Consider the following 21,075-nt stretch of genomic DNA (forward strand, 5'->3'; position numbering starts at 1 on the left):
GTGGAGTTGCATATCCGGCGGAGCCGGCGGCCAGCTCAGATAACTCACCGGCGGATTTTCCGCTAAAGCCGCAGCGGCAATCTGCCGATGCGCTTGCAGTCCGCCACACAACACAAATCCCCCGATGACGCTGAACAACAAAGCCACGGCACCGGCCGATTTAATCCTCGCGCGCTCTTTTGCCATCCTAGACTCCCTCTCCTGTTCAGACGTTGGTGCAGCTAGGTGCGACAAAAATGAATACCTTCCCGCAAAGTCTATAATTTGTCGCAAGCGCGTCTTTAAGCATCTCTTTGCTGTAAAACTAATCTTCTACATGCTGTAAGCGCGAATCTATAATATAACGTGTTAAAGATGTCAAATATCTTGAATTATAATTTTCTTTCCGCAAAGCTCGGTGACCTTTAGCTTACCTGTTAAGTGATTGGAGCGATGCAGCTCCTCTGGCAAGTCTCGCCCGGCAGCGGGAATGGCTTGATCATCCGGCCAGCGTTGCGGCGGTATCTAGGTTTGTCAGCGCGAGCTACTGACCGGATGCCGAGAATCGGAGCGTTGAATAGCTGATTGTGCCCAACACGGCCTGGCAGAAGCGGCTAGGAGTCAGCGCTGACCCGATCCAGAATTGACGCGGGAATTTCGGGCCCAAAAGGCCGAACGCCAAGACTCCGTGACAGCGCTCGCGATACACCGAGGATGCGATTGCGGCCATCTGGTGTACGGCTGGCGTCGGCGCGCAGTGCACCAAGTCAGGGACCGTTAAGGCGCGGGCAAGGTGGGGTGCCGATCACTCTGAAAAAAATTCCCTCCCACTCCTGCGGCGTGCATCAAGATTCGCATTTCTTATTTTAAACAGCAACAAGATGCTTAAACGGAAATGCCGACCAATCGTATTTTTTGATATGCCCGTCGGACAGCAGCCCCCGCATCCTGCCACGGTTGCCACAGCGGAAGAGATCAAAGTCGGGTATGCGAAAACACCCCTGGAAAGAGATCCAGCGCGAAGGCAAGCCGCGTTTGGCTACCACGATCCATTCGCTGACTTTCACGGCTTGACGGGAAAGTATTTTTGTCGAGTTGAGTTTTGATCAGCTCCTTGAATTTCTGCTGCTCCACTGCGCTGTCCCCGCGTTAGGTTGTTGGCGCGAGGAGCTTGATGGCACAATCGAATCGTACAGAACCTCAAGCGGCTCAGGCCGCCTGAGCGGTGGCGTCCGATGTTGGCGTCTCGATGCTCACTATGCGCGGTAATTCTGCTGATGGTAGTCACAGGCGCGGCGCAAGCACAATCGCCCAATCCCACAGCAGTCGGCGAACTGCTGGCCGACGCCGGCTACGTCGTTAATAATGCACAGCTCGACCTCGAAGATATCGGCCTGTCACCGTTCTATATCACCTCTCCCAATAGTCCCTTTCGCCAATCCCGATTCTACCTTGCGCTGGGCGCTGCCAGTGCGCTGTGGGGCGGCTCGTTTGCCCTGGACCAGACGATGCATGGCGAGTTACGCGATCTCTCGCGTAGTGATCACGACGTGATGGAAAATTTCAGCTATACAACGCTGATCTCCGCGCTGGGCCTGCTCTATATCTACGGGCTATACACCGATAACGTCAGCCTGCGCCACGATCTACTGACCGGCGCCGAGGCCGCCGGGATGGGAGTGCTATTCAACCTCGGGATCAAAGCCGGATTCGGCAGATTGCGCCCGGCGCAGACCAGCAGCCATCTTGAGTTCTTCCATCCTCCGAGCGGCTTCAACAGCCGGTCGTTCACCTCGAACGACATGGTGATCGAGACCGCGATGGCCACCGGAATCAGCGAGTACTACGGCAATCGTTGGTACGTGGCGGCGCCGGTTTATTCCTTGGTGGCGCTGGAAGGAGTCACGCGGCTTAAGAACCAACAATGGTTCTCCGACGTTTTGGCGGGCGGATTGCTGGGTTGGGCCACTACCGAACTGCTGTTGCACTTGCACCGAGAGCATTCCCTGCAGCCCGGCCGCTGGCGTATCGTGCCACTCGCAGCGCCGGCCTCGGTCCCACACACGACTGCGTTGGCTCCGCCCGCCCTCGGTTTTGCCTGCCTTTGGTGAGATCGCGGCCATGCAAACTGCCTGGTACCGGCCCCAAACCGTCTCAACTCCCTGTTCCGTCCGCTGCTTGGCGATAGTAACCTTGCTGCGATGGTGCTTGCAGCTACACCGCGTGGCGCCAGGAGCGCTCGCTAATGGAACCGGGCTGACGTGGATAACTCGACGGTAGTGGTTACTGGCGGAGCAGGCTTTATCGGCTCCCATCTCACCGACGCGCTACTGGCCAGCGGACGGCGAGTGCGCGTAATCGATAATTTTGCGACTGGTCGGCGTGATCAGGTCAATTCCGCGGCCGAGCTGATCGAGGCCGATATCCGAGACTTCAACGCGATGGCCACCGCCTTCGCGGGAGCGGATTGCATTTTCCACGTGGCCGCCCTACCCCGCGTTCCGCTCTCCATCGAACAGCCATTGGAAACCCACCTAGTCAACGTCGTGGGCACCCTCAATGTGCTTTTGGCAGCTCGCGCTCAACGCGTGCGGCGAGTGATTTTTTCCGGCTCTTCGTCGGTTTACGGCACCCAACCGAATCTGCCGCTCCACGAAGAGATGCGGCCCAATCCGCTTAATCCTTATGCACTCCAGAAACTGACCGGCGAGGAATACACCCGCCTGTTCCATCAGCTCTACGGCCTTCAGACTCTGACCCTGCGTTATTTCAACGTGTTTGGTCCGCGGATGGCGAGCGAGGGTGCCTACGTCACGGTTATGAGCGTTTTCCTGCGCGCCCGGGCTAAGGGACAACCGCTGCCAATCCACGGCGACGGTGAGCAAAGCCGAGACTTTACCCATGTGCGGGACGTGGTGCGCGCCAACCTGCTGGCGATGGATTGCGCGCGGGCCGATGGTTGCGCAATCAATATCGGCCAGGGGCGCAATCTCACCATCAACCGCATCGCCGAACTGTTCGGCGGCCCAACCCGCCATGGTGCGGCGCGCCCGGGCGACGCCCGCCATACGCTGGCCGATAACCGCCGCGCCGCCGAAATCCTAAACTGGCATCCGATGGAAAATACCGAGGCCGCGGTTCGCGAGCTACTGCTCGATGCCGGACGCCGTCCGCGGGCGGGCGGCTAAATCAGCCCTTGGATTGGTCCAGCTTGGCCGCAATCATGGCCCCCGAGGAGCGGATTCCGCGAAACAACCGCATCGGCGGGATTCCCGCGGGTGCCTCAACCGACAATAGCAGCTCACGTAGCGAATCGATCAGACCCTGGCGCGCTTGGCTGTCCAGACGCTGGATTAGCCTGCCTTCCGCCTTCATGCTTTCATCCAGCACCGCCATCGCCACCTCCCGGCCGCGCTGGGTCAGGCGCACCAGCACTTCACGCCGGTCGTCCAAAACGTCACGTTCGCGTTCAACCAGTTTCAACTTGACGAGCTGATCTATCCGGCGGGTAATGGAGGCCGCGGTGATCCAGACTTCCTCGGCTAATTCCGTGGGAGTAGCCGAGCATTGTTCGCCTCGCCGGCGCAGCGAGACTAGGATTTCTAGCTCGCCTAGTTTTATCCCATAGCGCTCGCCTACGTGCGCCAACGCGGCATCCAGCAATAGCACCAACAACCTGATGCGGCCGGTGACCGCAAACACCGACATGTCCCATTCCGGCCAAGCCTGGGCCCAGCGCGCGATTATCTGGTCGACATAGTCACGTTCTGTCGGTGCTTGTTCTGAGGCCACAATCGGTTTGCCTTGATGAATTCGAGAGTCTTTCGCGGCCGACAGTCGCCACAGGCCACGCTATAGTATCTCATGCGAAAGCCATCGGGAAAAGAGTAAAAGACCAAAAAGGATAAAAAGAGCAGATGCCTCAGGTTTGAGAAGTTCCTGATCGTTCACATCAGGTGAACAGATAATCTCAATCCCGCGCCAGCAGCACGACCGCCGCCGCCGCCATCCCCTCCTCACGACCTAATGCCCCCAAGCCCTCCGGATTGGAAGCCTTTATATTAAGGTCGGCGGTTGGCAAGCCCAGGCATTGGGCCAATCGCACGCGCATTTGTTCAAGGTAAGGGGCCAGGCGCGGGCGCTGGGCGAAGACGGTAACGTCGGCATTCTGAATCTGCCATCCAGCGGCCTGACCCCGCCGCCAGATCTCGCCCAGCAGCTCCAGACTGTCGGCATCGCGATAGGCGGGATCTCGATCGGAGAAATGGCGTCCCAGGTCTCCTTCGCCCAGTGCTCCTAGGATCGCGTTGGCCAGCGCATGGGCTGCCACGTCGGCATCCGAATGGCCCAGCAAGCCCCGCTCATGGGCAATTTCCACGCCGCCTAGGACCAAGCGCCGGCCCGTCTGCAAGGGGTGAAAGTCAAAGCCTTGTCCGATTTTAAACTTCATAAACAGCAGGTGCGACGCAGCGGGAGTGCGGGCGAAACTCACCCTTTAATCGCGTTGACAACTTTGGTTAAAGCGTACAAGCTCGAAACAGCTTTTGCGAGGACCGAGGCCGTGCCTGCCCTGCTCAAAAACCCCAAATTCATCGTCGCGGTAATCGTCCTGTTGTGGGTGGCCTACGTTCTGACCGAGAATTTTCGTCTGGCTCCAATCGAGATCAAGCTACTGCCCTTCGCAGCCAAGCTCCAGCTCCAGGTTTCGGCCGTGATAATCGGCGCGGCGCTGTTCGGCGCCGGCGCGACCCTGGTCGGTCAATGGCTGTGGCGGCGGCGCGGCGCGCTATCGCGCACCTACTCGGCCTCAGCGCCCACCGCAGCAGACGGCAGCAATAAAACCTCAGCCTGATCGCCCGCTCGCAGGTTGAGTTTATCGCTGGGCCCCACCAGCAGCCCTTCTGCCCGCGCCAGGGACCCGAGCAAGTTGGAGCCTTGCGCGCCGGTGGGAGTGGCCTCGTAAACGCCATCGCGCCGCTGCACCGTAACGCGGATGAAAACTGTCAGACCTTGCGCCAATCGGATATCGACCATGCAGCGCGCGCTGACCCGAGGCAATTGCAGCTGCTGATGGGCCGCCATCTTGAGCAACGCCGGCCGAGCGTACAGGTAGTAGCAGACCAAGGTAGAGACCGGATTGCCGGGAAGGCCAAAGACTGGGCAGCTACCGATCAGACCGAATTTCAATGGCCGGCCCGGACGTTGCGCCACGCCGTGAAATAGGGTCTTCATCCCGACCCGATCGAGCTCGCCCTTGACGTGATCGAAGTCTCCGACTGAAACGCCGCCGGTGGTGAAAATCGCGTCGAAAGCCGAAGCTTCGATTAGGCGAGCGCGGATCTCCTTGGGATCGTCGCGGGCTATCTTCAAAATGCTAGCCTCGGCGCCAACCTCGGCGACCGCCGCCGCCAGCGCATAGGCGCTGGAATTAACCACCTGGGCTCCGGTCGGAACTTGATCGGCGTCAACCAATTCGTCACCGGTGGCGACCAGCGCCACCCGTGGCCGCCGCCAGACCTCGACCATGGGGCGGTTAACCAAGGCGAGCATTCCGATATCGGAGGGACTCAGTCGCCGCCCCGGCCCCATCACAAGTTGCCCGGCCCTCAGATCTTCTCCTTGGGGCCGCACAAACTCGCCCACCTCGGGAGCTGCCAGAAATTGTACGACCGCGCCCGCAACTCGGGTTCGCTCCACCGGCACGATCGCATCGGCACCAGGCGGAATCGGCGCCCCGGTCATGATGCGAGCTGCGCTGCCTACCGTCACTGCCGTGGTCGGCATCGCTCCCGCCGCGATTGTCTCGGTAATGCGCAGCGCCTTGGGCGTGCGTTCGCTCGCGCCCGCCAGATCGGCGGCGCGCACCGCGAACCCGTCCATCGCGGAGTTATCGAAGCCGGGAATATCGCGATTGGAATAAATCTGCTCGGCCAGTATGCGATCCCGCGCGTCCAGCAACGGTACCCGTTCCACTGCCAGTGGGGCGACGCTGTCCAAAACGATCTTCAATGCTTCATCGACGCTGATCATGGTGTCGACCCTTATTTCGCCCGCCAAGGCGCTTCAAATAGTAAATTCGCCGGCTTCCAGAATCCGCCCCACTCGAAACAAAAAACGATTGCCCAAGACACCGTCAATTACCCTATGGTCGTAGGAGAGCGCCAGGTACATGATCTGGCGCACGGCGATAACATCGGCGCCGTCGAGATCCATCACCACCGCGGTCTTTTTGATCTCGCCCATGCGTAAGATGCCCAGTTGGGGCTGGTTGATAATCGCGAAGCCGAACAGATTACCCTCGCGACCGGGGTTGGTGACCGTAAAACTGCCCCCCGCAAGCTGGTCGGCCCCGAGACTACCCTCAATCGCACCACGCGCCAGGGCGTTAATCTCGCGCGCCAGTCCCAGCACTGATTTCTGATCGGCATCGCGAATGACCGGAACTACCAGACCAGCCTCGGTATCCACCGCCACGCCGATGTTAATCTGTTTGCGAATGACCAGCGAATCTCCCACCACGCAACCATTGATTCGCGGAAATTCTCGCAACGCCCGCGCCGTCGCCGCTACCACGATCGGCAGAAGCGTCAGCGCAAACCCCTCGCGTTGCAAAAAATCCTGCTTGTGGCGCTCGCGCAGCTTAACCACTCGCGTCATGTCCACTTCGGCGACGGTCCCGACGTGTGGGGAATGGGTCTTGGAGAACACCATGTGCTCGGCGATGATTTTGCGCCGACGGGTAAAGGGTTCGATCTGGTCGTCCGCCTGTGGCTGGTAAACTGGTGGACGAAAAACTTGCGGCAATGCTGTTGGCGACGGACGCGCGGCGGGTGACGGCGCACCGTCGCCCGCCGCGGCCACTGGTGCCGCGACCTCGCCGTGCTCGGTCAGATAACGCTCGAGGTCGCGCTTGGTCACTCGCCCGCCCAGGCCGGTGCCGGGTATGCGGGAGGGATCGAGTTGATACTCGGCGGCCATCTTAAGCACCACCGGAGAAAAGCGCCGAGGCTTTGAGGGCGCCGCCTGACTGCGCGCCACGCCACCACCCGCGGCGGCAGGCGCAGCGGGCGCGGCGCTGGCGGCGGGCGCGGCGCTGGCGGCGGGCGCGGCGCTGGCAGCGGGTGTCGCGCTGGCGGCGGGCGCGAGCTCCGCCGCTTCGCCGATCAGCGCCAACTCGGTGCCCACCGCTACTGTCTGTCCCTCCGCAGTCAGCAAACGGATTACCACTCCGCCCGCCGGCGCTTCGATTTGGGTGTCCACCTTATCGGTGGAAATCTCCGCCATCGCCTGGTCGCGCTCGACCCGCTGACCCTCTCTGACCAGCCAGCGCGTCAGGGTTCCTTCCACCACGCTCTCGCCCAACTGTGGCATCACCAATGCAACCGGCATGTTCGCCTCTCAATAGCTCGCCAAACTGCGAATCGCCTCGACTATCTTGTTGGTGTTAGGCAGGATCGCCTCCTCCAGCGGCGGACTGAAAGCAACATGAGTATCCAGTGACGCCAACCGTCGCACCGGCGCATCGAGGTGCTCGAAGGCCAGCTCCGCGATCAAGGCCGCGATTTCTCCTCCGATCCCCCCAGTCAGGCGGTCTTCGTGCACAATCAGTACCTTGCCGGTATTGCGCGCGGTGTCTAGGATCGCTTCGCGATCCAGCGGCAGCAGGGTACGCAAATCCACCACTTCTACCGAAAGTCCGTCCTGGGCTTCGACGATTCGGGCCGCATCCAGGCTCTGATGGAGCGTGCCGCCGTACGTAATGATCGACAGGTCGCGCCCGGGCCGACGAACTTCGGCTATCCCCAAGGGCACGGTGAAGTCGCCCTCGGGCAGATCCTCCTTGATACTGCGATATAAGCGCTTGTGCTCGAAGAAGATCACCGGATCATCGTCTCGTATAGCGCTCTTGAGCATTCCCTTGGCGTCGAACGCGGTGGCTGGTGCTACTACCTTGAGCCCGGGCACTCGGGTAAACCAGGCCTCGGGGTTTTGCGAATGGAAAATTGCGCCGTGAATACCGGCGCCCGAGGGGCTGCGCACCACCACTGGACATTGCGCGCGCCCGCCGTGGCGATAACGCACGGTGGCGGCCATGTTGACAATCTGATCGAAGGCGCAGGAGATAAAGTCGGCAAATTGCATCTCCACCACCGGCCGTAAACCCATTACGGCGGCGCCCACCGCCGCGCCCACGATCAGCGATTCGGAGATGGGAGTATCGATCACCCGCTCCTCGCCGAAGGCCTCCAACAGCCCCACGGTGGCCTTGAAGGCGCCGCCCAGCTCGGCCACGTCCTCGCCCATCATCAGGACGGTGTCGTCGCGCCGCATCTCTTCGTGCAACGCCTGATTGATCGCTTCTAGATAGGTGGCCTCCATCGACTAACTCCTGCCGCCGTTGGCCTTCCGTCCCACCGGGGTAGCGTAGAGATCCTCGAGTACCTGGGTGGGACTGGGGAAAGGGCTGTTTTCAGCGAATTCGACCGCCTCCTGAAGGATTGCCGCTACCTTCTGGTCGGTCTGCTCGCGCAAGCGGCGCACGTCCTGACCGGTCTTTTCTAAGTACACTTCGAAGCCCTGAATCGGATCGCGACTTTCCCATTTGAGCAATTCTTCGCGGCTGCGATAAAGCGCCGGATCATGCTCGCTGTGGCCATGGTAGCGATAGGTCTTGCATTCAATTAGGGCAGGCCCTTCCCCGGCGCGAATTTTTTGAATCACCCGCTCGGCGCACTCCAGCACCGCCAGCAAATCGTTCCCCGCGCTGACGTAGCCGCGAAAGCCATAGGCCGCCGCCCGCTCAGCGACGTCGTCGATCGCCATCTGTTTCTCCAGCGGCGTGGAGTAGGCGTAGCGATTGTTTTCACATACGAACAGCACGGGGAGCTTGTGCACCGCGGCGAAGTTCATTGCTTCATGCACGTCGCCGCGCGAGGACGCGCCTTCCCCAAAGAAGGCCACCGCGATCAGCGCTTCGCGCTTGATTTTGAACTTGAGGGCCGCGCCCACCGCCACCGGCAGCGAGGAGCCCAGCATCGAGGTCGAACCGAAAATCGCGCGCGAGAGGTCTCCTGCATGCAAAAACGAATCCTTGCCGCGCGACAGCCCGCTTTCCCGACCCATGAGCTGGGCCATGAGAACCTTGGGTTCCACCCCGCGAATCAAAAAGACTCCCAGGTCGCGATGCAGCGGAGCGACGAAGTCACCGTTTTGCAGCGGCGCACAAATCCCAGCCACAATCGCCTCCTGTCCGGCGCCCGAATAGACCCCACCCAGAATTTTGTTTTGGCGATGCAGTCGTGAGACCCGCTCTTCAAACCCCCGGATAAGTTTCATCCAGTAATAAAGCTGCAGCTCGTACTCCACGCGAGCGGGAATTTCGGCATGCGTGGTTGCCTGGGATGCCATTGAGCCCTCCTGTCCGGCAGCCGATGCAAACGGTCTCAGGCCTGCTTCCCGCATTGCCCCGGGCCGCAGCGCGCCTGCGCAGGTTCCTCAAGCTGGTTGGCCGTAACCGCTCGAACGACTGCCAATTCCCCACACTAGCCCAAGCCTGGAGTCGGCAAAAGCTGAGGTGCGCGGCTCAGCGCCCCAGGCGCACTTAATTTCTTGACCTCTTGGCTTTGTCAGCGCCACCATGAGATGAGATTTTTGTAGAAATTTGGATCCCGGACTGGGCAGGCTGGAGGCAAAGCACCGCTTGGTAACCGCACAGGAAATCGTGTCCCAGCGGCAGGCAGAGGGCCCAATGACGGATGAACAGATCGAAAAGATCGAGGACGAATTGCAGCAGGCACGCGAGAACCTTTCGCAGACCCTGCAGGAGGTCAATCGCAAGGTCGAAACCCAACTCGATGTCGACTCTTTGATCCGCGGCCGCCCTTTGACGGCCCTGGGACTGGCTGGCGCCGGCGGCTTTGTGATGGGCCTGAGCTCCAATTCTCTGATCCCACTGGCCGCTTTGCTGTTGGGCGCCGCGGCTGGCTTTTCCTTGCGCAAAGGGAAGCCTGACCTATAACGGCCGAAACGCGACCCCCGCAGGCCGTCAAAACTCTCGTACTCTGCTCCAGACTGCACGTCTTCCCGATCGAAAAAACGTGAACTCGACCTTACGGATTTGTTACTCCAGGGTGCGGCACTATAGACGCGGAGAGCCGACCTCTCTTAGGAGCGTGGTCCATGGAACATGAGGAAACGACGGCAGCCTCTCGCAACCGCGGCGAACCCGAATGGTCAAGTCTGTTGGGACGCGTGTTGGACGACTTTTCGCACGTCTTACAGATGGAAGCGCGGCTGTTTGAAGCCAACCTGGGGCAGGTGCTGATCGGAATTGTCGATCGTGCCCTCGGCCAAGTCCTGCTAATCGGCGCGCTGTTGGCCGGCGGCTGTTGCCTGCTCGGCGCCTTGATCATGGGTTTGCACACTTTTCTGCCTTGGTGGGCCGCCTTCGCGATCGCCGGCGGGGGCGTGATGGTAGGCGGGATGGCGGGCTATCTGGCCATGCAGCGGGTGGCGACGCGACAGGAAAATCGCGCTTCGATTCCCTCATGCTAAAATCCGCGCGCTTTGTTACTTCTGAAAGCGCTGGCTACCGGAGCACGCGACCACCCGGCCAGCGAAACGCCGGTTGCCTGTCGCTATCCGATAGCTTATAAAATGCCGAGTATCTATGCCTGCTTTCAGTACCGTTCCAGCAACCTACTCGTCTCCCGCCGCCGTGCAGGCCGTGGAGCGAGCCTTGGCTGGGCTGCCATTGCATCTCGACCATGCGATAGCACTCATCGAGCAGTGCGATTTCGACCATCTGCTGGCAGCCGCTGGCGAACTACGCGATCGCGGCAAGGGACGGGTGGTGACCTATTCGCCCAAGGTTTTTTTACCGGTCACCAACCTGTGCCGCGATCGCTGTACTTATTGTACCTTTCGCAAAGATCCGGGGCAGCCGGGAGCCTGGACCATGACCCCGGCGGAGATCACCGAATGGTCGCGCCGCGGGCGCGCAATGGGTTGTAGCGAAGCGCTGATGTGCCTGGGCGACAAGCCCGAGCTCGCCTTTCGTGGCTTTCGCCGCACCCTGGCTGAATTGGGCGCCACCAGCACCGCGGATTATGTGCGCCAGGCCTGCCGATGGGCATTGGAGCAAAACTTGTTGCCGCACACCAATGCCGGGGTACTGACGCGAGAAGAGATGGCGATGCTGCGGCCGGTCAACGTCAGCATGGGGCTGATGCTGGAAAATGTTTCGCCCCGCCTGCGAGGGCGCGGTGGAGTCCATCAATGGGCTCCGGATAAAGCGCCGGCCCTGCGCCTGAAAATGATCGAAGAGGCTGGCCAGCTGCGCATCCCTTTCACCACCGGCATTCTGCTGGGAATCGGTGAGAACGCCGCCGAGCGCGCCGAGAGTCTGATCGCGATTCGTGACCTGCATGCTCGTTACGGTCACATTCAGGAAGTGATCGTGCAAAACTTCCGCGCCAAACCAGATATCCCAATGGCGGGCCATCCTGAGCCCGAAGCGCACGAAATGGCCCGTGCGATCGCTACCGCTCGGCTGGTCCTCGGACCAGCAATGAACGTGCAGGCGCCGCCCAACCTCTCGCCTAACGACATCGAACTTTTCCTGCGCGCCGGCATCAACGATTGGGGCGGGATCTCGCCCTTGACCCGCGATTACGTCAACCCCGAGGCGCCCTGGCCTCACCTGGAGGCCCTGGGTGCGCGCTGCGCCGAAGCCGGCTTCACCCTGCGTGCGCGTTTGCCGGTGTACCGCGAATTTATTAATTCGCGCTGGATTGACCCCGAGTTGCTACCGCTGGTTGGCGCCTTTATGGCGTCGGGAGAAAGCCTGTGAACGTGGCTGAACTAAGCGAATACGTCAACGGGATCGAGGCCGCCGCGCTGGAGCGAATGCTGGCAGGCGCCACGCCCGCCATTCGCACGATACTGACGCAGGCAATGGCAGGGGGCGAAATCGATCCGGAAGCGGGCCTGGCGCTCTACACCAGCCAGGGCAACGACCTGGCGGCACTGATCAAATGCGCGGATTGGGCACGCCGCGCCGATTGCGGCGACGAAGTCACTTACGTTGTAAACCGCAATATCAATTTCACCAACGTCTGCTTCGTCAACTGCCAATTCTGCGGCTTCAAGCGTCATCGGCTTGACAGCGACGCCTACGATCACTCCGACGCCACTATCTTGGCCAAGGTGGCGGACGCGGTGGCCCGCGGCGCCACCGAAATCTGCATGCAGGGCGGAATCAATCCCGACATGCCAGCCTTCAAATATCGCGATCTGCTCGATACGATCAAAGGCTGCTTTCCGCAAATCCATGTTCACGCCTTCTCGCCGATGGAGATCCTGTATGGGGCGCGGCGTGCCCGAATGAACTATCGGGAGTATATCGGGATGCTGCGCGAGCACGGCCTGGGTTCTATCCCGGGTACCGCGGCCGAGATTCTGGACGACGAGGTCCGCGAAATTCTAAGTCACAAGAAAGTGGACGTGGCGACTTGGGTGGAAATCATTACCACCGCCCACGATTTGGGCGTGCCCACCACCAGCACCGTGATGTACGGCCATTTGGAGCAGCCCCGCCATCTCGTCAACCATCTGACCTTGCTGCGCGATATCCAGAAGCGCACCGGCGGTTTTACCGAGTTCGTGCCACTACGCTTCGTACATACCAACACCATGCTGTACCGCCAAGGGATGGTTTCGCCGCAGCCACGCGGCTATGACGACTTGCGCCTATACGCTTTCGCCCGCCTTTACCTGCGGCCTTGGATCGTCAACCTGCAAACCTCCTGGGTCAAGCTGGGGCTGGAGTTAGCGGCCCTGACCCTTAAGACCGGGTGCAATGATTTCTCAGGCACCCTGATGGAGGAAAGCATCACGGCGCAAGCCGGAGGCGAAGAAGGCGAATTTGTGGCGGTGGACGAAATCGAGCAGCTAGCGGCGCGGATGGGGCGCGTGGCGGTGCAACGCGATACCCTGTACCAGAAACTTCGGGGAAAGAGAGCGCCCAATGGGGCACGGCCGATCCAATTCTCAAGCGACCATCACGATTCTTGCCGGGGGAGTGGGTGCGGCTAAATTTCTGCGCGGGCTGGCGCTCACCCTGGATCAACGCAGGCTCAGGATAATCGTCAACACCGGAGACGATGAGGAATTTTACGGCCTGCACGTTTCGCCCGATCTCGATACCGTGACCTATACGTTGGCCGGCGTCGTCAATGCGCAGACCGGCTGGGGTTGGAAGGAAGAATCCTTTGCCACCCTGGCAGCACTGGCGCGCTTTTACGGACCGGCCTGGTTCGGCTTGGGCGACCGCGACTTCGCAACCCATCTGTTCCGCACTGAGCGCCTGCGCCAAGGCTGGCCACTGAGCCGAATTACCGCGGAGATTGCCCGCCGCTTCGGGCTACGCTGCGCGGTCATGCCGATGAGCGACGATCGGGTGCGGACCTTTGTCACCGTGCGCGGCCGCGGACCACGGCCCTTTCAGCAGTATTTCGTGCGCGAGCGCTTCCGCGGCCAAGTCGAAGGCATCCACTGGCGAGGCATCAAGCGCGCGCGTCCCTTGCCCGCCGCACTGGCTGCAATCGAGCAGGCACGCGCCATCATTCTGGCCCCCTCCAACCCTTTCGTCTCGCTCGGCCCCATTCTAGCGCTAAGGCCGCTGCGCCAAGCCCTGGTGCGGGTGCGCGAGCGGGTGGCCGCGATCAGTCCAATCGTGGGGGGAAAGGCCTTGAAAGGACCGGCCGATAAGATGTTGCGCGGTCTTGGCCATCCGGTTTCAGCGCTGGGCGTAGCCCAACTTTATCGTGATTGCGTGGGGACGTTCGTGCTCGACCAGGCCGATCATCGTCTGCTCGGCGCGATCCAGGCCCTGGGCCTGCGCGCCGTGGTCACCGATACCATCATGAGCGACCCCGCGCGCGCCGCAAACCTAGCAAGCGTGGTCCTAAGCGCGCTTAACGTGTAGGCTTGGCTGCAATGGCTTCACTCACCCTGACCGCGCTGGAAGGCCTCCCGCTTATTACGCCCGGTGACGACTTGGCTGCGATGCTGATCGACGGCCTGGAGCGAGCCGCGCTGAGACTGCAGGCAGGCGACATTCTGGTGGTCTGCCAAAAGGCAATTTCCAAGGCCGAAGGGCGGGTCTATGACCTGCGCGAAGTCGAACCCTCGGCGCTGGCACGCAGCCACGCGGCCCGCTGGGGCAAGGATCCGCGCGTGGTCGAATTGGTGCTGCGAAATACCAATCGGGTGGTGCGAATGGATCGCGGCGTGTTAATCGTGGAGACGGGCCCAGGCTGGATATGTGCTAATGCCGGGTTGGACGTATCCAATACCATCGCCGAAGAGCGCGCAATCCTGTTGCCGGTAGACGCTGATCGCTCGGCGGCGGCGCTGCGCGAAGAATTGATGCGGCGGTGCGGATGTGAGGTCGCGGTGATCGTCAGCGATACCTTTGGCCGTCCCTGGCGGGAGGGACTCACCGAAATTTGCCTAGGAATCGCTGGCATGGAAGCGCTGTTGGATTTGCGCGGCACTCGCGACCTGGGCGGGCGCGAGTTGGCCCACACGGTGGTCGCGGTAGCCGACGAATTGGCTGGCGCGGCCGGTTTATTGATGGAAAAAGCCAGCGCCGTCCCGGCTGTGCTCGTACGAGGCTATCGCTACCGGCCGGCGGCGGGAAGCGCCAAAGCCTTGATTCGCGCCGCGGAAGCAGATTTGTTCAGATAGTACCTGCAATGCCTAAAGCAGCTAACTTAAATCGGCTCCAAAGCTCCATTCCCATCACTACCGACCAGAGCGCCGCCTGCGCGGAAAACCCGGCGCAGGTGGTCGAAGCAGAATTACGGGCGGTGGAAGAGCGGATGCTGGGTCTGCTCGATTGTCGTGAGCAGTTCATCAGCGAAATTTGCCGCTACCTGGTCGGCGGCGGCGGCAAGCGCGTGCGCCCAGTTTTCATTTTGCTCCTGTACCGTGCGTGTGGGGGCGACGACAGCCGCTTGCGGGACGCAGTCGATGTCTGCGTGGCATTGGAATTGATTCATTCCGCCACTCTCTTACATGACGATATTATCGACGGTGGCCAGTTGCGCCGCGGCAAACCGTCGGCCTATAAGCGCTTCGGCCTGGGCCCTACCCTGGTCGCCGGCGACTTCCTGTTCTCGCGTGCCTTCGAGCTGTGCGGCCCCTTTGAGGAGGAGCTTATCCGGATAGCAGCCGAGGCCTGCATTCAGTTGACCGAAGGTGAAGTGATGGAGGGACGCTTGCGCTTTAATCCCGCCATCACCCTGGACGACTACCGGCGCGTAATTCAGCTCAAGACCGCCTCCCTATTCTGGGCGGGAGGGAAAATTGCCGCCCTACTGGCCGGCGCTCCGCTCTCCTTGGTCACTTGGATGGGCGAGCTGGGAACAGAAATCGGCGTGATCTTTCAGATGGTTGACGATTTGCTCGACGTGGTGGGGCCGGAGGCCAAAATCGGTAAACCAGTTGGTTCGGACCTGCGCGCCGGCATTCCCTCGCTGCCGGTCGTCCTAGGGGTGGAGCGTTCGGAGGAGTTGCGCAACCTCTTCCAAAGCGGTAGCGCGGTGGATGGGGCGGGTTTCCAGCGGGCCTTGGAATTGGTCAGCGCGCCCGAGATACTAAGAGAAGCGCGCGCCCGCGCCGCGCAACAAGCCCACAGCGCACGCCGGCTCCTCGGCCATCTGCCACCTTCCCTGTTTCGCGACCGTATCGCCACGATGGTCGATGGGCAGGTGGCACGCGAGGTTTAAGCCGCATTTAGCCTGACATTAACCTAAAGGTGCTGCCTTAAGTGTTGTCCGGCTCGCGTGGGGGAGAGGAACGCACTTCAGCGCGCCTGCGTTCACTGGCCGCAGTCGAGTCGCACTGCTCGAAGGCCATCAACGCCCGCCGTAGCAGATTCGCCAAATCTCTGCGATCCTGCTCGTTGAAATTCTTTACTCGCCCGTAGGCGCTGTCTTGAGCGAAGCTGGTCGCGATCATTTCGTCGCACAATTGATGCCCGCGCGCCGTCAGATAAACGAGCACTCCGCGCCGATCCTCGGGGTCCGCACGCCGCTCGACCAGTCCCATCCCAACCAAGCGATCCACCCGCTTGGTGATTGCGCCCGAAGTGATAAGCAGGGAGCGAAATAGCTCGGTGGGATTCAGCGCACACTCCGGAATACTGCGGCGCAAGGCGGCCAACACCAGGAATTCTCCATACTTGAGGCCATGAGCCCGAGCAAAGTTTTCTTGGATGGCGTTAATGAAGACCGACAGCCGCTGTACCCGTGTCACGAAACCGAACCAGCTATAGTCAAAACTTGGACTGGCCCGCTGCCATTGCTCGATCAGCCCATCCACAAAGTCCCGTTCTGTCTCGCCCCGCTCCGTCATAGCCTGGAATTTCCCCCTCCCGGCGCTCACCGGCGCGCCCTGTCAGTCGCCATCGCATTCGCGTGATAAATCGAAGCTAAAACTAACCTGATAAAGTAATGCCTCGCGCGCTATAACATCAAGTCAGCACCTTCGCCATGCCGTCTTCAAATCCGCCGGCTGTCGTGACACACTGAGGAATGGTTCGGCGTCGTGGCCCAAGGATAAATCCAACCGGGCGCCAATTAGATTACCATGAACGAAAATCACCATTTTTCGGATAACGAAGGATCAAGCGCCCGTTGCGTCAACTTGGCGCTCATCATATCGGGTCTGTTGCTGGTTGGGCTGGTTGGCGGCTGCAACCGACGAGCCGATTCGGGCTTTTCCGCCCAGACCGAAAGTCCGGCGATCAGACTCCCTGCAGGCGGCGGTCTGGTAGCCGACGGCTTGCCGGCGGGTGCGGTTCGTACCCTGAGCTCGCCCGCGATGGTGGCGGCTGGCGAGGGCAAGGCGCCCAAGCCGGAGGAGCGGATCATAGGCGTGGTTGTAAACCATCAGCCGCGCGCCTATCCGTTGAATCTGTTGGCCGAGCACGAGGTGGTCAATGACCAGATTGGCGACCAGCCGGTGCTGGTCACGTTTTGCCCGTTAACCGAAAGCGCGATCGTCTTTAGCCGCACTATCGACGACCAGGCGGTCAATTTCGAGGCCTCAGACGATCTCTACCAGGACAACTTGGTGTTCTCTGACGATAAGACGCACAGCCTTTGGTCGCAAATCGAAGGCAGCGCGATCCGTGGCGCGCTCAAAGGACATATCTTGACGGTGCTACCCAGCGTGGTGACCAGCTGGGAAATCTGGCACAAGTTTCATCCCGATAGCCTGGTGATGGCGGGACCGGACGTGGATGCCAAAGATCCTTTCGCGGCCCTGGAGAAATCTTCCACCCCGCCCTTCGCTACCGGTAAACTCGATTCGCGCCTGCCGGCCAAAGCCATGGTGCTGGGCATCCTGTCCAAGGAGGGAAAACCTCAGGCCTTTCCTTTTGCGGGCCTCTCGCAGTTCAGCGGCAAGGCGATCCATACCACCTTGGACGGGCATACCTACGACATTGTCTTCGATCCCAAGAGCCGAACCGCGGGGGTCGCGCTCGATGGCAAACATGTGGCCGCCTATACCGGCTATTGGTTCGCTTGGGCCGCCTTCCATCCCCGGAGCGAACTGATTGCCGAACCGATGCAGTTGCACGTCGACGAACCCGATAACTTCCATATCACCGAAGCGATGACAGCGGTGCGCGAGGGGCAATCAGCCACCTTGCTCAATGACGGCAAGGTGCTGGTAGCCGGCGGCGACAGCGGTGGTCCAACCGAGTTGGACAGCGCCGAGATTTACAATCCCCAAACTCACCATTGGGTAGCCACCGGCAAGCTGGTCCATCCGCGCGGTGGGCAAACCGCCACGCTCCTGCGTGACGGTACCGTGTTGTTGGCAGGCGGATTGCAAAATCACGCCGTTTCCAAGGAAGCGGAGCTTTACGATCCCAAAACCGGCACCTTCACTCTGATCCATCCGATGAACTCGGCACGCCTAGGGCACACAGCCACCCTGATGCCCGACGGCACGGTGCTGATCATCGGTGGCCAGGGTGTGAACCAAACCTCTGCTAGCGCGGAGATCTACCACCCTCAGACCCGAAGCTTCACTTTGACCAAAGGCGAGTTGCACGACGCTCGCGCTTATCATACCGCGACTCTGCTGAAGGACGGGCGGGTGCTGATCGTGGGCGGCTTGAGCAATCGCTCCAACTTTCTCAACAGCGCTGAAATCTACGACCCCAAAACCGGCACCTTCAGCCCTACCGACCACCTCATGACCGCTCGCCAATCCCATGATGCCGCCCTGCTGCCTGACGGCCGGGTTTTAATCCTGGGGGGAAGCAGCGCGGAGGGAACCTTGCGTAGCACCGAGCTTTACGACCCCGCAACGGGTCGCTTCGGCCCGTCCCGCAGCATGATGGTTCCGCGCGAAGGTGCTACGCTGGTCACCCTGCCCGACGGCAGATTGCTTATTGTCGGCGGCTCGATCTCCATCCGAGGCCAGCGCGTGGATATGGCCTCGGCGGAGTTTTACGACCCCAGAACCGGAAATTTTTCTCCCGCCGGCAAGATGGACTTGGGGCGCTACAAGCCTACTCTGACGCTGCTTAAGGATGGTACGGTCCTGGTAACAGGTCGTTTTGCCGATAGCGGCACGCCGCCCACTGCCGTAGCGGAGCTTTTCCGAGAGACCAGCAAGCCACCTTCTTCGATAGCTGGAGGCCCAAGCAAGGCTGCTAATGGTCATTCGTAGCAGGCTTAGGAACCCTCCGCACCACCGCCCCATGGTTTGCCACGGAGGCTCGACTCGATATCTTTAGCAATTCTCCGTGAAAGGCCTCCTTGGTCAGATGGAGGAGCTCAAAAAGGAAAGCTGCGCGGTCGCAAGTATAATCCCAAGCTTTTTGGAGTGCTTGAAGGAGCCGCGCGGTTTTGCCACAAGTAGCGAACACGTCTCTTTGCGCTCTGTGCGCCACGCGTCGGATGCTGGTGAGGCGCCAGACGGTTTTAACTGAGGAGGCAATCATGAAAGGTTCTTTACTAGCGGGGACCGCGCTGGCGACCGCGGTCGGCTTGATGGTCGTTGGCGGCCCTGCTCTGGCCCAATCGACCGGGAGCAAGAGTCAACAAGCTCAAGTGAAATGCATGGGTGCTAACAATTGCAGCGGACAGAGCGCGTGCAAAACCGCGACTAGCCCAGGACCTGGACAGAACTCCTGCAAAGGGCAAGGTTTTATCCTCACCTCCTCGGTGAAGGAATGTCAGACCAAAGGCGGCAAACCCTCCTGATGATTCACGCCGGCTCGCGTCGCGCACGAGCCGACCCTACCATGGTTATAAACCTCACGCACTTGATGCTACAGACCGTATCTGCCCGCATCGAGAATGCACCTGGGAGAGCCGCAGGCGGCCGGCGTTTGGCTCTTTAACCAATGGACCGCCGACAATTCCCCGCCTTGGGATGCGGGATCGGTTTGCGCCGGCAACATTATGAGGCGCTGCTGGCAACCCATCCGGCGATTGATTGGTTGGAAATCATCAGCGAAAATTTCATGGTACCCGGCGGTCGCCCCCTGGCGGTACTGGAATCGGTACGCACCTGCTATCCGATCGTCTGCCATGGTGTGTCGCTGTCGATTGGATCCTCCGACCCCCTTGACCAGGCCTACTTGAAGCAGCTCAAGGACTTGGCGCGGCGCTTCCATCCCGCCTGGATCTCGGACCATTTATGTTGGACCGGCGCTGGCGGGCACAATCTCCACGACCTGTTGCCTCTCCCCTACCACGGTCAGGTGGTCGCGCATGTCGCGCGCCGGGTTCGCGAAGTTCAGGACATTCTGCAACAGCCAATCGCGCTGGAAAACATCTCCAGCTACCTGAGCTGGCGTAGCAGCGAGCTGGAGGAGTGGGACTTTGTGCGTGCGGTAGCGGAAGAAGCCGACTGCGCCATTTTGCTTGACATCAACAACATCTACGTCAACGCCTTCAACCACGGCTTCGACCCTCACCGCTATATCGATGCCATCCCGGCCGAGCGCGTAATCCAGTATCATCTCGCGGGTCATTCCAACTTTGGTAGTTACCTGCTCGATAGCCACGATCAGCCCATTTGCGCCACGGTCTGGGAGCTTTACGACTATGCTGTGGCCAGACTGGGCCCGCTCCCCACCCTGATCGAATGGGATGACAAGCTGCCGACGCTGGAAGAGCTCATCCGGGTAGCCAACCATGCTCGCTCCCGACAAAGCTCTCCGTTTGCCGAGCTTGCGACCATCCAAGCGCGTTAAGCGCAATGAATCTGCGTGAGCTGCAACTCGGTTTGTGTCGTCTGATCACTGCCACACCAGGTGAAGAGCCGGCCGAGCTGGCCCGCGCCATCTTCAAGCGAGAACTCACCGACGTTATCGCAGGTGATGATCGCTTACCGCCCAGGGCCAGGATTGGGATCTACGCCGAAGCTTACTTCGAGCGCCTGCGCCGCATTTTGTGCGAGGAATATCCGGCCTGCACTCAAGTGATCGGGGAAACGGCGATGAGCGACCTCGTTCGTGCTTACCTGAGCGCTCATCCTCCTAGCACGCCTTCGGTTTTCCACGCCGGCCGGCTAATGCCAGATTTTATCCGTTCGCACGCCCAGCGCTTTCCACCCTACCTGTCCGATCTTGCCCGACTTGAGCGGACGTTGATTGAAGTCTTTCACGCGCCCGATGCGCAATGCCTAAACCTGGCGGACTTGCGCACATTGACGCCCGCCCAGTGGCCAGATCTCGTCCTGCACACTCACCCCGCGCTGCAGATCGAGGCGCTCGCATATACGGTTGGAGACATCTTGAGCCAGCTTGATAAACAACCGCATGCTTCGGCCGAAGCTCGCCCATGTATTCTGCTGATCTGGCGCCAATCCGACGTGGTATACTTTCGTGAGCTGAACTCGGCTGAAAACGCCGCTCTGCAGCTCGTCCAGCAAGGTGCGCCATTTGCCCAAGTGTGCACCGAGATCGTCAACCGCGACGGGGATATGGACGCAGCCGCGATTAACGCGATGCTTAACCGCTGGCTGGCCGACGGCCTGCTTGCCGGCTGAGCCTGTTGG

Annotated in this window: 21 protein-coding genes; 13 read left to right on the plus strand and 8 right to left on the minus strand. The window is 60.6% G+C overall.

Going from position 1 to position 21,075, the window contains the following annotated elements:
* A partial coding sequence (locus tag VKV28_11315; protein ID HLH77385.1) for a hypothetical protein occupies positions 1 to 186 on the minus strand: 186 nt, incomplete at its 3' end.
* A 1,028-nt stretch (positions 187 to 1,214) separates the two neighbouring features.
* On the opposite strand from VKV28_11315, the gene VKV28_11320 reads away from it, so the two are divergent.
* Together VKV28_11320 and VKV28_11325 are read left to right on the plus strand one after the other, a co-directional pair.
* Positions 1,215 to 2,090 (plus strand): phosphatase PAP2 family protein, encoded by an 876-nt coding sequence (locus VKV28_11320; GenBank protein HLH77386.1) that lies wholly within the window; start codon positions 1,215 to 1,217, stop codon positions 2,088 to 2,090.
* A 150-nt stretch (positions 2,091 to 2,240) separates the two neighbouring features.
* Positions 2,241 to 3,167: an NAD-dependent epimerase/dehydratase family protein gene (locus VKV28_11325; protein HLH77387.1), complete on the plus strand. Its 927-nt coding sequence runs from the start codon at positions 2,241 to 2,243 to the stop codon at positions 3,165 to 3,167.
* Between the two features lies 1 nt (position 3,168).
* Here VKV28_11325 and VKV28_11330 read toward each other — a convergent pair whose 3' ends face one another.
* Positions 3,169 to 3,771 (minus strand): MarR family transcriptional regulator, encoded by a 603-nt coding sequence (locus tag VKV28_11330; protein ID HLH77388.1) that lies wholly within the window; start codon positions 3,769 to 3,771, stop codon positions 3,169 to 3,171.
* Between the two features lie 178 nt (positions 3,772 to 3,949).
* Positions 3,950 to 4,429 carry a 2-C-methyl-D-erythritol 2,4-cyclodiphosphate synthase gene (gene ispF / locus VKV28_11335; protein ID HLH77389.1) on the minus strand — a complete coding sequence of 160 codons (480 nt, stop codon included), beginning with the start codon at positions 4,427 to 4,429 and terminating at the stop codon, positions 3,950 to 3,952.
* Between the two features lie 111 nt (positions 4,430 to 4,540).
* Between ispF and VKV28_11340 the strand changes: the two genes are divergently transcribed.
* Positions 4,541 to 4,831, plus strand: coding sequence for a hypothetical protein (locus VKV28_11340; GenBank protein ID HLH77390.1), 291 nt, complete (start codon positions 4,541 to 4,543; stop codon positions 4,829 to 4,831).
* Here VKV28_11340 and glp read toward each other — a convergent pair.
* Genes glp through VKV28_11360 form a run of 4 tightly spaced genes read right to left on the minus strand, consistent with a single transcriptional unit; the run spans position 4,777 to position 9,387 of the window.
* Entirely contained in the window at positions 4,777 to 6,009 is a 1,233-nt protein-coding gene (gene glp / locus VKV28_11345) for a gephyrin-like molybdotransferase Glp (GenBank protein ID HLH77391.1), read from the minus strand. The two genes, VKV28_11340 and glp, sit on opposite strands and share 55 nt — an antisense overlap.
* A gap of 33 nt (positions 6,010 to 6,042) precedes the next feature.
* The gene (locus VKV28_11350; GenBank protein HLH77392.1) at positions 6,043 to 7,368 is read right to left on the minus strand and encodes a dihydrolipoamide acetyltransferase family protein; all 1,326 of its coding nucleotides are present in this window, start codon (positions 7,366 to 7,368) and stop codon (positions 6,043 to 6,045) included.
* Positions 7,369 to 7,377: 9 nt separating this feature from the next.
* A complete protein-coding gene (locus VKV28_11355; GenBank protein HLH77393.1) occupies positions 7,378 to 8,358 on the minus strand; it encodes an alpha-ketoacid dehydrogenase subunit beta in 981 nt (326 codons plus the stop codon).
* 3 nt (positions 8,359 to 8,361) lie between these two features.
* Entirely contained in the window at positions 8,362 to 9,387 is a 1,026-nt protein-coding gene (locus VKV28_11360) for a thiamine pyrophosphate-dependent dehydrogenase E1 component subunit alpha (protein HLH77394.1), read from the minus strand.
* Positions 9,388 to 9,727: 340 nt separating this feature from the next.
* Here VKV28_11360 and VKV28_11365 point away from each other — a divergent pair, with 340 nt between their 5' ends.
* From VKV28_11365 to VKV28_11395, 7 genes are all read left to right on the plus strand, one after another.
* The gene (locus VKV28_11365; protein ID HLH77395.1) at positions 9,728 to 9,997 is read left to right on the plus strand and encodes a hypothetical protein; all 270 of its coding nucleotides are present in this window, start codon (positions 9,728 to 9,730) and stop codon (positions 9,995 to 9,997) included.
* Positions 9,998 to 10,158: 161 nt separating this feature from the next.
* On the plus strand, positions 10,159 to 10,533 hold the full coding sequence (locus VKV28_11370; GenBank protein ID HLH77396.1) for a phage holin family protein: 375 nt from the start codon (positions 10,159 to 10,161) through the stop codon (positions 10,531 to 10,533).
* Positions 10,534 to 10,648: 115 nt separating this feature from the next.
* The gene (cofG, locus tag VKV28_11375; protein ID HLH77397.1) at positions 10,649 to 11,830 is read left to right on the plus strand and encodes a 7,8-didemethyl-8-hydroxy-5-deazariboflavin synthase CofG; all 1,182 of its coding nucleotides are present in this window, start codon (positions 10,649 to 10,651) and stop codon (positions 11,828 to 11,830) included.
* Positions 11,827 to 13,074, plus strand: coding sequence for a 5-amino-6-(D-ribitylamino)uracil--L-tyrosine 4-hydroxyphenyl transferase CofH (cofH, locus tag VKV28_11380; GenBank protein ID HLH77398.1), 1,248 nt, complete (start codon positions 11,827 to 11,829; stop codon positions 13,072 to 13,074). The genes cofG and cofH overlap by 4 nt, the downstream gene beginning before the upstream one ends.
* Positions 13,007 to 13,966: a 2-phospho-L-lactate transferase gene (gene cofD, locus VKV28_11385; GenBank protein HLH77399.1), complete on the plus strand. Its 960-nt coding sequence runs from the start codon at positions 13,007 to 13,009 to the stop codon at positions 13,964 to 13,966. The genes cofH and cofD overlap by 68 nt, the downstream gene beginning before the upstream one ends.
* Positions 13,967 to 13,977: 11 nt before the next feature.
* Complete coding sequence (gene cofE, locus VKV28_11390) at positions 13,978 to 14,730, plus strand: coenzyme F420-0:L-glutamate ligase (GenBank protein HLH77400.1); 753 nt, start codon at positions 13,978 to 13,980, stop codon at positions 14,728 to 14,730.
* Between the two features lie 8 nt (positions 14,731 to 14,738).
* Complete coding sequence (locus VKV28_11395; protein ID HLH77401.1) at positions 14,739 to 15,773, plus strand: polyprenyl synthetase family protein; 1,035 nt, start codon at positions 14,739 to 14,741, stop codon at positions 15,771 to 15,773.
* A gap of 37 nt (positions 15,774 to 15,810) precedes the next feature.
* Here VKV28_11395 and VKV28_11400 read toward each other — a convergent pair whose 3' ends face one another.
* Positions 15,811 to 16,401, minus strand: a complete 591-nt coding sequence (locus tag VKV28_11400) for a MarR family transcriptional regulator (protein ID HLH77402.1) — start codon at positions 16,399 to 16,401, stop codon at positions 15,811 to 15,813.
* Between the two features lie 234 nt (positions 16,402 to 16,635).
* Between VKV28_11400 and VKV28_11405 the strand changes: the two genes are divergently transcribed.
* The 3 genes from VKV28_11405 to VKV28_11415 all read left to right on the plus strand — a co-directional run bounded on the left by VKV28_11405 (position 16,636) and on the right by VKV28_11415 (position 21,066).
* Positions 16,636 to 18,735: a DUF3179 domain-containing (seleno)protein gene (locus tag VKV28_11405; GenBank protein ID HLH77403.1), complete on the plus strand. Its 2,100-nt coding sequence runs from the start codon at positions 16,636 to 16,638 to the stop codon at positions 18,733 to 18,735.
* A 679-nt stretch (positions 18,736 to 19,414) separates the two neighbouring features.
* Positions 19,415 to 20,269, plus strand: a complete 855-nt coding sequence (locus VKV28_11410) for a DUF692 domain-containing protein (GenBank protein ID HLH77404.1) — start codon at positions 19,415 to 19,417, stop codon at positions 20,267 to 20,269.
* A gap of 5 nt (positions 20,270 to 20,274) precedes the next feature.
* On the plus strand, positions 20,275 to 21,066 hold the full coding sequence (locus VKV28_11415) for a DNA-binding domain-containing protein (GenBank protein HLH77405.1): 792 nt from the start codon (positions 20,275 to 20,277) through the stop codon (positions 21,064 to 21,066).
* The last annotated feature ends 9 nt before the right edge of the window (positions 21,067 to 21,075 follow it).

The sequence above is a fragment of the Candidatus Binataceae bacterium genome, assembly GCA_035294265.1.
Taxonomy (GTDB): Bacteria; Desulfobacterota; Binatia; order Binatales; family Binataceae; genus DATGLK01.

What these genes read in the sequence shown, in the direction of transcription:
- cofG (HLH77397.1), top strand. Translation starts at nt 10,649, where the DNA reads ATGCCTGCTTTCAGTACCGTTCCAGCAACCTACTCGTCTCCCGCCGCC.
- VKV28_11370 (HLH77396.1), top strand. Translation starts at nt 10,159, where the DNA reads ATGGAACATGAGGAAACGACGGCAGCCTCTCGCAACCGCGGCGAACCC.
- glp (HLH77391.1), bottom strand. Translation starts at nt 6,009, where the DNA reads ATGATCAGCGTCGATGAAGCATTGAAGATCGTTTTGGACAGCGTCGCC.
- cofD (HLH77399.1), top strand. Translation starts at nt 13,007, where the DNA reads ATGGGGCACGGCCGATCCAATTCTCAAGCGACCATCACGATTCTTGCC.
- VKV28_11410 (HLH77404.1), top strand. Translation starts at nt 19,415, where the DNA reads ATGGACCGCCGACAATTCCCCGCCTTGGGATGCGGGATCGGTTTGCGC.
- VKV28_11415 (HLH77405.1), top strand. Translation starts at nt 20,275, where the DNA reads ATGAATCTGCGTGAGCTGCAACTCGGTTTGTGTCGTCTGATCACTGCC.
- ispF (HLH77389.1), bottom strand. Translation starts at nt 4,429, where the DNA reads ATGAAGTTTAAAATCGGACAAGGCTTTGACTTTCACCCCTTGCAGACG.
- VKV28_11320 (HLH77386.1), top strand. Translation starts at nt 1,215, where the DNA reads ATGTTGGCGTCTCGATGCTCACTATGCGCGGTAATTCTGCTGATGGTA.
- VKV28_11355 (HLH77393.1), bottom strand. Translation starts at nt 8,358, where the DNA reads ATGGAGGCCACCTATCTAGAAGCGATCAATCAGGCGTTGCACGAAGAG.
- cofE (HLH77400.1), top strand. Translation starts at nt 13,978, where the DNA reads ATGGCTTCACTCACCCTGACCGCGCTGGAAGGCCTCCCGCTTATTACG.
- VKV28_11365 (HLH77395.1), top strand. Translation starts at nt 9,728, where the DNA reads ATGACGGATGAACAGATCGAAAAGATCGAGGACGAATTGCAGCAGGCA.
- VKV28_11405 (HLH77403.1), top strand. Translation starts at nt 16,636, where the DNA reads ATGAACGAAAATCACCATTTTTCGGATAACGAAGGATCAAGCGCCCGT.
- VKV28_11400 (HLH77402.1), bottom strand. Translation starts at nt 16,401, where the DNA reads ATGACGGAGCGGGGCGAGACAGAACGGGACTTTGTGGATGGGCTGATC.
- VKV28_11395 (HLH77401.1), top strand. Translation starts at nt 14,739, where the DNA reads ATGCCTAAAGCAGCTAACTTAAATCGGCTCCAAAGCTCCATTCCCATC.
- VKV28_11360 (HLH77394.1), bottom strand. Translation starts at nt 9,387, where the DNA reads ATGGCATCCCAGGCAACCACGCATGCCGAAATTCCCGCTCGCGTGGAG.
- VKV28_11350 (HLH77392.1), bottom strand. Translation starts at nt 7,368, where the DNA reads ATGCCGGTTGCATTGGTGATGCCACAGTTGGGCGAGAGCGTGGTGGAA.